At 29.0% G+C, this 15,376-nt stretch carries 13 protein-coding genes, 2 rRNA genes and 1 riboswitch; of the genes, 13 read left to right on the top strand and 2 right to left on the bottom strand.

Annotated features, from left to right (window positions below; translation table 11 throughout):
• The first annotated feature begins 23 nt into the window (after positions 1-23).
• The 12 genes from rrf to Tmeso_RS15235 all read left to right on the top strand — a co-directional run bounded on the left by rrf (position 24) and on the right by Tmeso_RS15235 (position 13,029).
• A 5S ribosomal RNA gene (rrf, locus tag Tmeso_RS15290) occupies positions 24-140 on the top strand.
• A gap of 574 nt (positions 141-714) precedes the next feature.
• Positions 715-1,911, top strand: a complete 1,197-nt coding sequence (locus Tmeso_RS15285; RefSeq protein ID WP_099192761.1) for a radical SAM/SPASM domain-containing protein — start codon at positions 715-717, stop codon at positions 1,909-1,911.
• Positions 1,886-2,884, top strand: a complete 999-nt coding sequence (locus Tmeso_RS15280; protein ID WP_099192759.1) for a radical SAM/SPASM domain-containing protein — start codon at positions 1,886-1,888, stop codon at positions 2,882-2,884. Before Tmeso_RS15285 ends, Tmeso_RS15280 begins: the two co-directional genes overlap by 26 nt.
• Complete coding sequence (ahbA, locus tag Tmeso_RS15275) at positions 2,877-3,329, top strand: siroheme decarboxylase subunit alpha (RefSeq protein WP_099192757.1); 453 nt, start codon at positions 2,877-2,879, stop codon at positions 3,327-3,329. The genes Tmeso_RS15280 and ahbA overlap by 8 nt, the downstream gene beginning before the upstream one ends.
• A gap of 6 nt (positions 3,330-3,335) precedes the next feature.
• Complete coding sequence (gene ahbB, locus Tmeso_RS15270) at positions 3,336-3,812, top strand: siroheme decarboxylase subunit beta (RefSeq protein WP_099192756.1); 477 nt, start codon at positions 3,336-3,338, stop codon at positions 3,810-3,812.
• A 197-nt stretch (positions 3,813-4,009) separates the two neighbouring features.
• A riboswitch (cobalamin riboswitch) is annotated at positions 4,010-4,187 on the top strand.
• Positions 4,188-4,401: 214 nt separating this feature from the next.
• On the top strand, positions 4,402-5,196 hold the full coding sequence (locus Tmeso_RS15265) for a sirohydrochlorin cobaltochelatase (RefSeq protein ID WP_099192754.1): 795 nt from the start codon (positions 4,402-4,404) through the stop codon (positions 5,194-5,196).
• A gap of 447 nt (positions 5,197-5,643) precedes the next feature.
• A complete protein-coding gene (locus tag Tmeso_RS15260) occupies positions 5,644-6,492 on the top strand; it encodes an ABC transporter ATP-binding protein (RefSeq protein WP_099192753.1) in 849 nt (282 codons plus the stop codon).
• Entirely contained in the window at positions 6,493-7,227 is a 735-nt protein-coding gene (locus Tmeso_RS15255) for an ABC transporter permease (protein WP_099192751.1), read from the top strand.
• A 15-nt stretch (positions 7,228-7,242) separates the two neighbouring features.
• Positions 7,243-7,950, top strand: coding sequence for a cobalt-factor II C(20)-methyltransferase (locus tag Tmeso_RS15250; RefSeq protein ID WP_099192750.1), 708 nt, complete (start codon positions 7,243-7,245; stop codon positions 7,948-7,950).
• A gap of 200 nt (positions 7,951-8,150) precedes the next feature.
• Entirely contained in the window at positions 8,151-10,175 is a 2,025-nt protein-coding gene (locus Tmeso_RS15245) for a methyl-accepting chemotaxis protein (RefSeq protein ID WP_099192749.1), read from the top strand.
• 133 nt (positions 10,176-10,308) lie between these two features.
• On the top strand, positions 10,309-10,674 hold the full coding sequence (locus Tmeso_RS15240; RefSeq protein WP_099192747.1) for an ArsR/SmtB family transcription factor: 366 nt from the start codon (positions 10,309-10,311) through the stop codon (positions 10,672-10,674).
• 30 nt (positions 10,675-10,704) lie between these two features.
• Entirely contained in the window at positions 10,705-13,029 is a 2,325-nt protein-coding gene (locus tag Tmeso_RS15235; RefSeq protein WP_242967955.1) for a heavy metal translocating P-type ATPase, read from the top strand.
• Positions 13,030-13,195: 166 nt separating this feature from the next.
• On the opposite strand, the gene Tmeso_RS15230 is transcribed toward Tmeso_RS15235, so the two are convergent.
• The gene (locus Tmeso_RS15230) at positions 13,196-14,509 is read right to left on the bottom strand and encodes an IS4 family transposase (protein WP_099192742.1); all 1,314 of its coding nucleotides are present in this window, start codon (positions 14,507-14,509) and stop codon (positions 13,196-13,198) included.
• A gap of 161 nt (positions 14,510-14,670) precedes the next feature.
• Entirely contained in the window at positions 14,671-14,895 is a 225-nt protein-coding gene (locus Tmeso_RS15225) for a hypothetical protein (protein ID WP_099192740.1), read from the bottom strand.
• A 266-nt stretch (positions 14,896-15,161) separates the two neighbouring features.
• Here Tmeso_RS15225 and Tmeso_RS15220 point away from each other — a divergent pair.
• Positions 15,162-15,376 (top strand): 16S ribosomal RNA (locus tag Tmeso_RS15220); the annotation flags it as partial.

The following is a 15,376-nucleotide window of genomic DNA, read 5'->3' as shown; positions in this document are numbered from 1 at the left end:
GATTTACAACAAAATAAAGATTATGTGGTTATTATAGCAAGGAGGATACACCTGTTCCCATTCCGAACACAGAAGTTAAGCTCCTTAGCGCCGATGGTACTTGGAGGGCAGCCTCCTGGGAGAGTAGGACGTAGCCACGTAATCTTTTTTTATTGTATACGAAACTATATGATTTTGAATCTATGGATAATATTTGTTGAAAAACTATACTTGCAACTATTTTTAAGCAACGGAGACCGTTAGGGATCGTTGGCGACATGAGTCACCGCGTAGCGAGTAGACGAATTTTTTATTTTTTGTATAGTGGTTAATCGAAAAGATGGTTATTTAAATACCGCGAATGCATTAAATAGATTTATAAAACTACATGTTCTATCTTATTAAATATACTAAAACTTCTTAAACTCGCTTAGGCTCAGACATAAGAAGTTTTTTAACGTATATTTAAACGATACAACATAAGTTTTATTGAAATCTATTTAAAAGATTCACTAACATTTAAATAACCATCTTTTTTAGTATGTGAATACACCGATAAAGCTAATGCTTATAATAAAATATTATGTGTCTACTTGAAGAGATGAGATTAATAAAGTTTTTAATCGCATAGTCTGTTAGAACTCATTTAAATAAACTAATCATTAATTGTTAGAAACAATCTATTTTGTGGTATCATTAAATAGTCTAGCAATTTTGAATAAAAGGAGATTATGCATGATAGATTTAAGTAAATTATTAAGTAAAAATGATATAGAAAAAGATAGTATAAGGTATTCAAAGGATTGCTCAGAAGCTAAAGTTGGAGTTAGAAAAGGTATGGGTCCAGTTGTAGTATGGAATATAACTAATGTATGTAATTTCAAATGTAAGCATTGTTATTCGAGTGCTACATCCACAAAGGATAAAGAAGAGCTTACATTTGAACAGATAAAGAATGTAGTAGACGATTTAGCTACAATAAATGTTCCCGTAATTTTATTATCTGGTGGAGAACCTTTAATGAGAGAAAATATATTTGAAATAATAGAGTATATAAAATCTAAAGGAATAAATGTGAGTCTTTCAACTAATGGAAGTCTTATAACTAAGGATGTAGCTAAAAAATTAAAAAATCTAGGAATAGGGTATGTCGGAATTAGCTTAGATGGGACTTCAAAAACTAATGATATATTCAGAGGTGTAAGTGGAGCGTATGAGTCTATAATAAAGGCTATAAATAACTGTAAAGAAGTAGACCAAAAGGTAGGTCTTAGATTTACTATACAAAAGAAAAATTATAAAGAAGTAAAAGATATACTTAAATTAGTAGATGAAATAGATATACCTAGAATATGCTTTTATCATTTAGTTCCAAGTGGAAGAGGACAAGATATAATAAATGATATGTTGACACATGAACAAACTAGAGAGGTATTAGATAATTTATATAATTATGTTAAAAATAATATAGAAAATGATATAGATAAAGAAATTCTTACAGTTGCAAACTTTGCAGATGGTATATATATGTATTTAAAAGAAAATGATGAAAATCAAAAAAGTAGAATACTAGATTTATTAAGTAGAAATGGAGGAAATAGATCAGGAATTGCTATATCAAATATAGATTATAAAGGGAATGTATATGTAGATCAATTTTCTAAAAATCACTTACTTGGTAATATAAAGCAACATTCATTCTCAAATATATGGAATGAAAATAGAGAAGGACTGTTAAATGAAATAAGAAATAAAAAAGATAAGGTAAAAGGAAGATGCAAAATATGCAAATGGCTTGATATATGTAACGGAAATTTAAGAGCTAGAGCATATGGATATTACAATGATATATGGGCTGAGGACCCTAGCTGTTACCTTACAGATGATGAGATTAGGAGTGGAAAAAATGATTATATCGTGGAATATGACTAAAAATTGCAATTTATATTGTAAGCATTGCTACAGAGATGCAGGCCCTAATCTTGCTTCAAATGACGAATTGTCAACAGAGGAAGGCAAAAAACTTATAAGAGGTATACATAAAGCTGGGTTTAAGATATTAATATTCAGTGGAGGAGAGCCTCTTTTAAGAGATGATATATATGAGCTTACAGAATATGCAAGCTCACTTGGACTTATAAGTGGGATAGGAACTAACGGAACATTGATAGATGAAAATATTGCTAGAAAATTAAAAAAATCTAAAGTTAGGGCTGTAGCTATAAGTCTTGATAGCTTAGATATAGAAAAACATGATGAATTTAGACAAGTTAAAGGAAGTTTTGGTAAGACTATAGATGGAATCAAAGCATGTATAGAAGCAGGACTCAAAGTTCAAATAAATACTACTGTAACAAAATCAAACTACGAAGAAATAACTCAGATTACGGATTATATATCTTCGCTTGGAGGACATTCTCATCATCCGTTCTTTCTTGTAGAAGTGGGTAGAGGTAAAGAAATAGGAGAATATGGTCTTAATAAAAAAGAATATAAAGACATTATAAATAAGATACTGGACAAACAAAGGGAAACTCATATAGAGCTTAAACCAACTTGTGCACCTCAGTTTATGGTAGAGGCTAAGAATAAGAAGATGAATATGAGGTTTTCTAGAGGGTGTATAGCTGGAATTAAGTATTGTTGTATACTTCCTAATGGAGATGTTCATATATGTCCATATCTACCTATTAAAGTGGGAAGTGTTAGAGAAGCATCTTTTGATTATATATGGGAAAATGCAGAGATATTCAATAAACTCAGAGATTACAAAGAGTATAATGGAAACTGTGGTAATTGTGAGAATATAAATATATGTGGTGGATGTAGAGCTAGGGCATTCAGTTCAAGTGGTAATTATATGAATGAAGATGTATTTTGCTTAAAGGAGCGAATAGATGGATAGTATAGATAAATTGATATTAAATGAAGTACAAGATGGGATACCTATTGAAAAGAATCCTTTTAAAGATATAGCTATTAAACTAGATATAACAGAGGATGAAATTATTAAAAGAATAAATAAATTAAAACAAAAAGGTTATATAAGACGATTTGGAGGTATATTTGATAGCCAAAGTTTAGGGATAAAAAGTACACTTGTAGCTGTAAAATCAAAAGATGTAGAAAATACATCAAAAATCATAAATGAATATAGTGGAGTAACCCATAATTATCAAAGAAAGGATGATTATAATATATGGTTTACTTTAATGGCTTCATCAGCAGAAGAACTTGAAAATATACTTAAGGAAATAAAAGAAAGAATAAAATGTGAAGATATTATAAGCCTTAGTTGTGTAAATAAACATAAGGTTAAGGTATATCTTGATTTTGATAATAAAGGGTGATTTAACTTGATAGACAAAATAGACAGAGATATTATAATTTATCTATCTAAAGATATAGAACTAACTAAAACACTATACAAAGATATGGCAAAGATATTTAATATATCAGAGGATGAATTGATAAATAGGTTGAAAAAATTAAAAGAAAAAGGATATTTAAAACGCATATCACCTATAATGGTTCATCAAAAAAGTGGTTATGATAGCAATGCTATGGTCGTTTGGAAGATAGAACAAGATAAAATAAAATATTTTATAGATATGATTAAGAACGTAACGAGTATAAGTCATGTATATGAAAGACAAGTATCCTCGAGTTGGGAGTATAATTTATATACGATGATTCATGGAAAAAATAAAGATGAGGTAGAGAGTATAATAAATTATTTATCAAATGAAATGCAAAATTATTCCTTTAAAGTACTATATACATTGAAGGAATTTAAAAAAATTAGCCCAAATTTAGAAAAATTATTAGATTAGTAAAAAAACAATTATACAAAACATTAATAATAGAAGGAATTATTTTGAAAATTAAAATTTAATTTAGTATATGTATTGAAAAAACTAAGATATAATCAATATGTCGTTAATTGGTAAATGAAGTAGTAAAATGTATAAAAAAAATACTTTCTTTTTGTTATATATTAATATAAAATATGCATGTAAACATCAAAAATTTAATATGGAGAATTATGGGTTTTATTAAAAATTAAAAGGGAAGATTAGTGAAAATCTGACACAGCCCCCGCTACTGTAAGCAGTAACGAAACCTCTATAACCACTGGCTAAGACTGGGAAGGTGAGGGAGTAGGATGAACTGTAAGTCAGGAGACCTACCTATAATTTTAAAAGCTATTTCGGAGGGAGATGAGCATTATGATAACAGGTGGATTATATCCTGTAATTATACATATCAAAAAAACTCCTATAGGAGTTTTTTTTTGTAAAAAAGGTATAAAGAACTATTGATTTCATAGAAGATACATTTGAGATACAGATAAACCAAATAGAGGATAAACGATTTCTAATAAAAGCTTAAAATTATAATAATAGTAGGGAGCAGATAAAAATGAAAATTAAAAAGGACCCAAATAAAAAGGCAGTTTTAGTTATGAGTTTTGGCACTAGCTATGCAGATACTCGTAAGGTTACGATAGAAGCTACTGAACAAAAGATAGATAAGGCATTTCCTAATTATGAAATGAGAAGAGCTTTTACATCAAATATGATTATTAAAAAACTTAAAGAAAGAGATAATATAGAAGTTGATAATCCATCTCAAGCTCTAGAAAAATTAAAACAAGACGGATTCAGCGAGGTTATAGTTCAACCTCTTCATGTTATGAATGGATTTGAATATGATGATTTAGCTAAAGTTGTATCTCAGTATGAAGGAATTTTTGATAAAATAAAGATGGGTACACCTTTACTTACTAGTATACAAGACTATAAAGATTTAGTAGAAGCTTTAAAAACTCAAATAGAGGAACCAAAACACAATGAAGTTGTAGTATTTATGGGTCATGGAACTCATCATTATTCTAATTCTACTTATGCATGCTTAGATTATATGTTAGAAGATATGGGAGTTAATGCATATGTTGGAACAGTAGAAGGGTATCCAGAAATCGATAGTGTAATAAAGAAATTAAAGAAAAATAACATAGAAAAAGTTATATTAATGCCACTAATGCTTGTTGCAGGGGACCATGCTAATAATGATATGGCAGGAGATGAAGAAGATTCTTGGAAGAGCATATTAAAGAAAGAAGGATTTGTAGTTGAAACTTATTTACATGGTTTAGGAGAAAATAAAAAAGTACAAGATATGTATGTAAACCATGCAAAAGAAGCTATGAAATAAGAAACTATAGAAGTATAATAAATTATAAAAATCATCAGTAAAAACTGGTGATTTTTATGCGTAAAGAGAATATATGGTAAAATATAACAAAAAATATTTTTATTATTTATCTGTTTGATAGTAATACTAATATTTACAGGATGATAAGATATAACTCAAGAAAAATCACGAATTACTGTTGCATCTTTATATACTTAATCATTTGATAAGTCTGATGATTATATAAACAAACTAACTATATTAATGGAAAATGACAATAAATCTAACATTTTGTTAGAGGATTTTCATATGAAAATAGATAATATAAAAGAAAAAACTAAAAATATAGATGATAAGATTATGGAGCTTAAGAACAATAAATTTAAGCCTAATCATTATGTTACAGGATAAGCGTTAGTAAAATCCTTAGATTTATTAAGGTCTATTAGTTTAGAAGGTGATGTTATTATGAATGAAATTATAAGAATTGAAAATGTAACAAAGAAATATGGTGATTTTTGTGCTGTTGATGATTTGAATCTAAATATAAGAAATGGAAGCTTTTTTGGATTATTAGGACCTAACGGTGCTGGCAAAACTACGCTGATAAATATGCTTATAGGACTTTTAAAGCCTATTAGTGGAGAAATATATATAATGGATCAAAAAATGGACAGAAAGAATGTATTTTTAAAAAGACAAATAGGAATAGTTCCTCAGTATATGAATTTGGACAAAGATTTGACAGTGAAGGAAAATTTAGTATTGTCCGCTAAACTGTTTAATATCAAAGGGAATAAAAGGGAAAATCAAATAGAAAGTTTACTAAATCATATGGAACTCAAAAAAGTTGAAAACAGAATGTCAAAAAAACTATCTGGTGGAATGCAGAGAAAGCTTATGATAGCAAAAGCTTTAATACATGATCCAGAGATACTTTTTTTAGATGAACCAACTGTAGGAGTAGATTTGAACTCTAGAAGGAAGATATGGGATATACTAAAGTTAATGAAGGATATGGGTAAGACTATAATACTGACAACTCACTATATAGAAGAAGCTGAAAGTCTTTGTGATGAAATAGCTCTTATGGATAAAGGAAAAATATTTTACAAGGATACAAGTGATAATCTTAAAAATAGTCTTGGAAAATATACAATAGAATATTTTGATGAAAATAAGGTTACAAAATATAGATATTTTAAAAGTATAGATGATGCTAATAAATTCTCAACTGATATTAAAAAAAGCTTCATACTTAGAGACTTGAGTCTTGAAGATGTATTTTATAATTTCACAAATAGGAAGGTAATTTGAATGGAAATTGCAACTATTTTATGGAGAGAATTTATTTTTTTTAAAAGAAAAGCATTTAGAATAACTGCAGGAGCAGTTATGAGTCCACTTTTGTATTTGATAGCATTTGGATGGGGTCTTGGCGATGGAGTTATAGTAGATGGGCACACCTATATATACTTTATAATACCTGGGATAATAGCTTTATCTACTATGAATACAAGTTTTAATGCTGTAGCGATAAGAATTACAGTTGCAAAATTACATGAGAGAAGTTTTGAGTATTATATGACTTCACCTGTTAGAATGTATCTTTTAACACTAGGGTACATAATAGCAGGAGCACTTAGGGGTTTATATGCTAGTTTTTTAATACTTATAGTTTCTTATTTGTTTGGAGTACATATAAACGTGAGTTGTATGTTTTTATTGGTATGTATTTTGAATAGTATGTTATTTTCAGCTTTTGGATATGTGGCTGCTATGGTAATAGATAATCATTATGATATGAATAGATTTACAACTTTTGTTATAACTCCTATGTCATTTTTATGTGGAACATTTTTTTCTCTAGATAAAATGCCTATTTTAGCAGAAAAGGTTATAATGGTATTACCGCTAACTCATGTAACTCAAAGTTTAAGATCTATTGCGTTAACTGATACGGTTAATTACTTGTCAGTATTAATCTTATTAATATATTTTTTAGCATTTTTTTTTATTGGTATTTATGTAAGTTATAAAGAACTCAAGTAAGGGGAGGAATTAAAAATGAGCAAGTTTTATGGAATAGGAACAGGACCAGGAGATAGTGAATTGCTTACGATTAAAGCTGTAAATACTTTGAAGGAGTTAGATATATTATATACTCCAGAACCTAAAAAGGAAGGTAAGAGTTTAGCTTTATCTATAGTTCAAGATTATTTAAAAGAAGATCTTGAAATAAAACAAAGACATTTTCCGATGAATTTTGATAATTTAGAAAAAACTAAAGCATGGGATGAAATAGCTATTGATATAGAAAATGATGTTAAAGATGGTAAAAATGTAGGTTTTGTAACTCTTGGAGATCCTATGATATATAGTACGTATGTATACTTATTAGAAAGAGTAAAAGATAAGGTAGCTGTTGAGACTGTACCTGGAATCTCGTCTTTTTCAAATATAGCATCAAACCAAAATTTTCCATTAGTTATGGATAGAGAGCCTTTAATAGTAGTTCCTTGTACTACAGATGAAGCTAGAATTGATTATGCACTTGAAAATTACAGTTCTATAGTTCTTATGAAGGTATATAAAAACTTTAAAAGTATAATAGAAAAAATTAAAAAGAACAATTTGATAAATCATGCTATTCTTGTTAGCAATTCATCTTTAAATGAAGAACAAGTTTATACTAATTTAGAAGATTTAGATACAGATAAAATATCTTATTTCTCTACTATATTGATAAATAAGGAAGAAAAGCGCGTAGGATAAAAATTTATTATAGTATTCAACTGAAAAAGGTATTCATTGAAATGACGTTAATTAGGTAATCTTTCGATGAATGTCTTTTTTTAGTATGTATAAAAACGAAAAAAATATATAATAAAATACATCAAAACACACCAAAATAGTATATAATTGTAATTAGAAAAAATTTCTATACGGCATTTGATACAAAAGGAGATGAAATAATGAAAAGAACAAACAAAAGAAAATCTATTAAGTCTGTATTATTCCCGATAATAATTGCAGCTATATTAATACCTTTAATAGCTTCATCAATCTTATCGTATAATAAAGCTAATAAAGTTGTTAAAGAAAGATTAATAAAAAGCTCAGACGAAATCACACAAGAGATAAATGGGAATTTAGATGAGTTTTTTATAGGAATTGAAAATACTCTTGATATTATATCTAATAATCAAAATTTTATAGATTTAGTAAAAGTAGAAGATGGTATTATAGAGGGAAGCTTAGACGGTAAAGAGGATATAGAGTATGTGACGAAAGAGATTTTAGATGATATTACCAAAAGTAATGATAAGTTTTTGTCTACATACATAGGGACTAAAAATAAAAGGATGTTTGCTGATTCAGGAAATGCTATGTCTGATAATCCATCATATGACCCAACTTCAAGAGGTTGGTATAAAGAAGCTGTTGAAAATAGTGATAGAACAATATATACAGACCCTTATATAGATGCAAACACTAATAAGCTTAATTTCACAATGTGTAAAGCTCTAAAAGACTCAAATGGAGAAATAATGGGAGTTGTGGGTATAGATGTAGATTTAGAAGGCTTTGCTCAGAAATATGGCAACAAAACATTGGGTAAAACCGGTCATATATTCATGGTAAGTAAAGACAGAAAATTTATAGTAAACAATGATGAGAAAACAATAGGTAAGGATTTAAGTGATGAAGATAAAAAATTATTACTTTCAAAAATAGGAAGTGTGCTTACTAAAGATAATTTTGTACATTCTATGAAAAATGAAAGAACTGATTGGATAATAGGTATCAATTTTTCTAAAGACGAAATAAAAGAAGAAATCAATAATATTAAAAATACATCGATGGTACTACTTTTAATTTCTGTCATAGTAGCTTTAATTTTAGGTAATATAATAAGTAATATGGTAACGAAACCGTTAAAGAAATTAGAAAATGCAATTCTAAGAGCTAGTTCTGGGGATTTTAGCCAAGAGATAAATATTAATACTGATGATGAATTTGGTCATATAGGAATTTGTTTTAATGAGATGCTTATGAGTTTAAAACAACTTCTAAATGAAATAAAACTTTCTTCTGAAATGGTATATAAAACATCTAATGATATAGAGGAAATGTCTTGTATAACTGAGAATAGTACAAATCAAGTAGCTTGTGCTATTGAAGAAATAGCAAACAGCAATAACCAACAGGCAAAGGATACAGAGGAAGGAAGTCAAAAGGCAAATGATTTATCAAATAGCATAACATCAATATCAAATCAAATAAGTAATATAAATCAAAGATTTGAAGAAACTGTATGTCTAAATGAATCTGGAATAGAAATTGTAAAAGATCTTACAGATAAAACGAGACAGACTATTGATAATAGTAAGGAGTTAGATTTAGCTATAAAAGACATGGAAGAAAGTTCAAAAGAAATAAGCAATATAATAGCAGCTATAAATGCAATTGCTAATCAAACAAATTTATTAGCACTGAATGCTTCTATTGAAGCTGCAAGAGCGGGTGAAGCTGGTAAAGGGTTTGCAGTAGTTGCAGATGAAATAAGAAAGTTATCAGATGGAACAACTCAAGCTTCTTATAAAATAGGAGAGTTAATAACAAAAATACAAGAGAAATCTAATATATCTGTTAAAAGCATAGAAAATGTATCACAGACTTTGGAATATCAACAAGAGTCTGTAATAGAGACTAGAGATATATTTGATAAAATATCACATGCTATATTAAATATATCAAATGATATAACTAATGTTAAAAATTTAAATAAAGAGATGACAGATAATAAAGAAGATATTGTTCTGTCTATAAATAGCATATCTGAATTAGCACAGGAAACATGTGCCTCTACAGAAGAGGTTTCGGCTAGTACACAGCAGACATTGGCTATTGTAGAAAATATGGTTAAAAGTTCGGAAGAACTTAAGGACTTATCTGATAAATTAAAGGATGAAGTTAGTAAATTTAAAACTGAATAAAAAATTCACTTTTAAAAATATAAAAACCTTAGATTAAAAAAATCTGAGGTTTTTTATTGCAAAAAACTGTACAAAAGAATATAATGAATACATAAACATATGAACAACTATTCATATATAAAAGGAGGACATTATGAATAAAGAAAAAGAAATACAGACGTGTACCTGCAATGTAATACATGAGGATATTATTGAAAATGCCAGAAACAAAATGCCTGAGGAAGAAATTTTATATGATGTTGCTGAACTTTTTAAGGTATTTGGAGATACAACTAGAATAAAGATAATATACGCATTGTTTATGTCGGAGATGTGCGTGTGTGATATAGCAACACTTTTAGGAATGACTCAATCTGCTATATCTCATCAGTTAAGGGTTTTAAAGAATGCAAGACTTGTGAAGTTTAGAAAAGAGGGTAAGGTTGCTTATTATTCTCTTGATGACGATCATGTTAAAGATATATTTGATATTGGTCTTGCTCATATAAAGCATAAATAAAAGAATGAAAAGATTAGAGGGGGGATTATAGTGAAAAAAGAAGTTATATTAGAAGGGCTTGATTGTGCTCATTGTGCAACTAAGATAGAAGAAGAGGTTAATAAATTATCTTATATAAATTCTGCTGTTTTAAATTTTATTACGAAAACTCTTTCAATAGAGGTAGGAGATTCGGGTAAGGCAGATGAAGCTATAGATGCTACTAAGAGTATAGTTAAAAGGCTTGAACCTCATGTTGAGGTAAAAGAAAAGAATAACTACTATAAAAAAGTGTTTATTCTTAAAAATCTAGATTGTGCTCATTGTGCAGGTGAGATAGAAAAAGATGTATCTAAGCTAGATAAAGTAAAGGATTCTAACTTAGACTTTGTTTCTACTAGATTAACAGTTCTTGTTGAAAATAAGTTTGATTTAGAAAAAGTCTCTAAAGAGATTGAAGAGATAGTAGTTAAGAAAGAACCACATGTAAAGGTTATAAGTGAGGGTGAAGATAGTTCGCATGAACATGAAGAAGATTTTGATAAGAAAGAATTAATTAAAATGGGTATAGGGGCTTTATTCTTTGGGATTGGGATTATAGGTAAATTTTCAAATATTATAGAATTCTCTATATTCTTTATAGCATATATATTAATAGGTGGAGATGTTTTATTAAAGGCATTTAGAAATATACTTAGAGGACAAATTTTTGATGAGAACTTTTTAATGTGTATAGCTACTATTGGAGCATTTGGGATTAAGGAGTTTCCAGAGGCTGCAGGAGTTATGTTGTTTTACCAAATAGGTGAGTTTTTTCAATCAAAAGCAGTTAATAACTCTAGAAAGTCTATAAAAGAGTTACTTAAAATTCAACCTGAGTTTGCAAATATAAAAGAAGATGGCAAACTTAAGAAGGTTTCACCTGAAATAGTGAATGTGGATGATATTATTATAGTTAAACCTGGAGAAAAGGTACCATTAGACGGGATAATAGTAAGTGGAAAATCTGCTATAGATACTTCTAACTTGACGGGGGAGTCTCTTCCAAGAGATGTAGAAGTAGGAGATAATGTACTTTCAGGATTTATAAACAAAAATGGCGTTCTTGAAATTAAGGTAAGTAAGGTGTTCTCAGAGTCAACTGTATCTAAGATACTCGACTTGGTTCAAAATGCAACTAGCAAAAAAGCAAAGACTGAAAATTTTATAACTAAGTTTGCCAAGTATTATACTCCTGCGGTTGTATTTTTATCTGCATTCATAGCAATCGTACCACCTATTATTATAAAGGATGCTGTATTTTCAGATTGGTTCTATAGAGCGTTAATATTTTTAGTAATTTCGTGTCCGTGCGCACTTGTTATATCTATACCTTTAAGTTTTTTTGGAGGTATAGGTGCTGCTTCTAAAAATGGAATACTTATAAAGGGTAGCAATTATTTAGAGGCGTTAAATAATGTAGATACTGTTGTATTTGATAAGACTGGAACCTTGAGTAAAGGAATATTTAAGGTTACAGATATAAAGGCTTTAGATATTTCAAATGATGACTTACTCAAGTATGCAGCTTATGCAGAATCCTACTCTAATCATCCTATAGCTGTATCTATAGTAGATGCTTATGATAATAAGATAGATGAAAATGTTATAAATGATTACGAAGAAATATTTGGCTATGGAATAAAGGCTAATATAGAAGGCAAAAATGTATTAGTAGGTAATTATAAATTTATGAATAAGGAAAATATAGATTGTACTGAGATAAATGAGATAGGAACTATAATATATATTTCTATAGACAGTAAGTATAGAGGATATATACTTATATCTGATGAGATAAAAAGTGATTCAAAGCAAAGTATAAAGGATCTTAAAAATATTGGCATTAATAATATTATAATGCTTACGGGAGATAACGCTTCAGTTGCTAATAAAGTTAAGAATGAATTAGATATAGATGAAGTTCATTCACAACTTCTTCCACATCAAAAGGTAGAAAAGCTTGAGATGATAAAGAATAGAATAAAATCTAATTCAAAGGTTATATTTGTTGGTGATGGAATAAATGATGCGCCTGTTCTTGCAATGGCAGATATAGGAGTTGCCATGGGAGGTCTTGGTTCAGATGCAGCTATAGAAGCTGCTGATATTGTATTGATGACAGATGAGCCATCAAAATTAGTAAGAAGTATACAAATAGCTAAAAAAACAAGAGTTATAGTGATTCAGAATATAATATTTGCTCTTGGAGTTAAGTTAATAGTATTATTATTAGGAACATTTGGAATAGCTAATATGTGGCAAGCTGTATTTGCAGATGTGGGTGTTGCCTTAATAGCTGTTTTAAATAGTATGAGAATTATGAAAACAAGATAGCCTTTAGGCCAATGTCATTAAGTTAATCAAATAGTGATGTGAAAGAATACAGGTAATTGAAAGGATATAACTTTCAATTGCCTCATTTTTTTATAAAATAGCTTTTTAAACATGACAATTAGACAGAGCGATTTTCTGTCTAAAAAAGATTTATATTTTCTAGTATTTAGGATACTCTATATAAGAAGCTTACTAACGATTTGGTTCTGACTTTGCGAGGGTCTTTTCTTCCATTTCGTACAGGTAAAATATTTTTTTGAATAAGAGCTTCAACATTGGGTGGTGGTATATTACCTTTGCATTTGAAATGTTGCATACATATTGCTATGGCCATAGTGAAATTCACTTGATAGGCATGTTTTCTATCTTTTTGGTGTAGGATTACATGCATAGTGATGATTTCACAGAAATTGTACATAGTGAGTCTTGCAAATATTTCTTGGGTGATATACGCCACTTTTTTAGCGTGAAAATTCGTTAGACCAATAGCATATTTTAATTCTCTAAACGAAGTTTCAATGCCCCAACGCATGTGATATAATTCTTTTAATTTTTCTATAGGAAATTCTTCTTTACTTAAATTTGTAATCAGTACTTCAAACTGATTCTCTGATATAGGAAATCGAACGATTCTAAAATTCACAGGATAAGTCCCTTGATCATCAACTGGAAGATAATCAAATTTTTGATTATTTGGCATGAATTTATATTTCTCAGGATGAGCCTTGATTTCTTTTGTTTGTCTTCGTGTCATTAAAAGGTTGTATTCTTTATCAAAACTTTCTTCATAAGGAATAACAAGTGCGGATGAAATCCCATTACTACTTATATCTTTTATGCGTATAACATAGTTCCAACCTTTCTTTTCGATATTTTCAAAAACATTATAGTTTTCATATCCACGATCCGCTATAACAATAGTCTTTTCTTTACTGTCACAACGCTTAATCATATCAATTAAAGCTTGTCTTTCATTTAATTTCCTTCCTGGTTGAACAAGTGCGTCAACATATACTCTGCTACATAAATCATACATAGCATTCAAGTGTAAGAGATTAAAACCCTTTGATTTTGGGCCATTAGGAAAATAGTTTTCTAAATCATTAGGATTATGTGCGATGCATAAATCAGAACCATCAACAGCTAATAAACGGTAACCTTGATGGGTGCGAGGCGAAAGAGATACTTTAGTAAATTGATGAAATAGAAACTGAAATGCTTCTGGTAAAAGTTTTTCTCGTTGCTGAACAAAAGCTGCTGAAGTTGCTGTGTCTGCGTCATATGAAAAATATTCCATAAGCTCAAGTTTTAGACTATTTCCGCCCATGGATAGTAAAATGCGTAACATTTCTTTAAAATCGAGTTTTCTTTTTCTTGTAAAATCCTTTTCTGGGTTTTTACAAAAGAGATAAGAATATGTATCCATTTCTGATAGCAATGTATCTAAATTTCCTTTAATTAAATCTGCATATTTGTTCATGTACGAACCTCCTTGATTTTATATTTTCAAGGATTCCGCCATAAAATTCATCATATTGAGCAAAATTTTTGAATAAAAAAAGAACAGGGTATAATTTTCATACTCTGTTCTTTGATAACTGCCTTTGGCGATGTCTTAACTTAATGACATTGGCCTTTAGGCTATCTTGTTTTTTTATCTATTTCTTTATCAGATAATTTGTTGTGAGATGGAATAAAAGGTTGGTATTCTACAGCTCTTAAAGGATCCATATAATCTAAATCATATTCTGAATCTTTTTTCATTTTAAGAGGCATAACCGTATTAGTTAAAGGTCTAACAGGTGTTTTGGGGTCTTTACTATCATAAGTTTCATCTATTTTGTCCTCTGGGTTTTTTTGAGACATAATTTAACCTCCTTAATTTTTATACAAATACTTATTTATATTTTTTCTTTATTCAACTAAAATACACATGGAAAAATATAAAAAATAAAAAAATTAAGAAAAAGTGTTGACGGATTGATTAGAAGGTGATATATTATTACTTGTCCGAGAGAAACGGACGACATGAACTTTGAAAATTAAACAGTAGGTTATAAATAAATCACATCAGTGATTTTCGGAATAAACAAACAAAAGTCAGTTTACTGAGTACTGACAAACTTTAAATTTTATTTAAGAGTTTGATCCTGGCTCAGGATGAACGCTGGCGGCGTGCCTAACACATGCAAGTCGAGCGGAGATTAAGAAGCTTGCTTCTTAATCTTAGCGGCGGACGGGTGAGTAACGCGTGGGTAACCTGCCCTATACACACGGATAACATATCGAAAGATATGCTAATACGAGATAATACATTTTTAAGGCATCTTAAAAATGTCAAAGATTT

The sequence above is a fragment of the Tepidibacter mesophilus genome (genome assembly GCF_002724055.1).
GTDB classification, from domain to species: Bacteria; Bacillota; Clostridia; order Peptostreptococcales; family Peptostreptococcaceae; genus Tepidibacter_A; species Tepidibacter_A mesophilus.
This window is presented reverse-complemented; position numbering and strand designations above follow the sequence as displayed.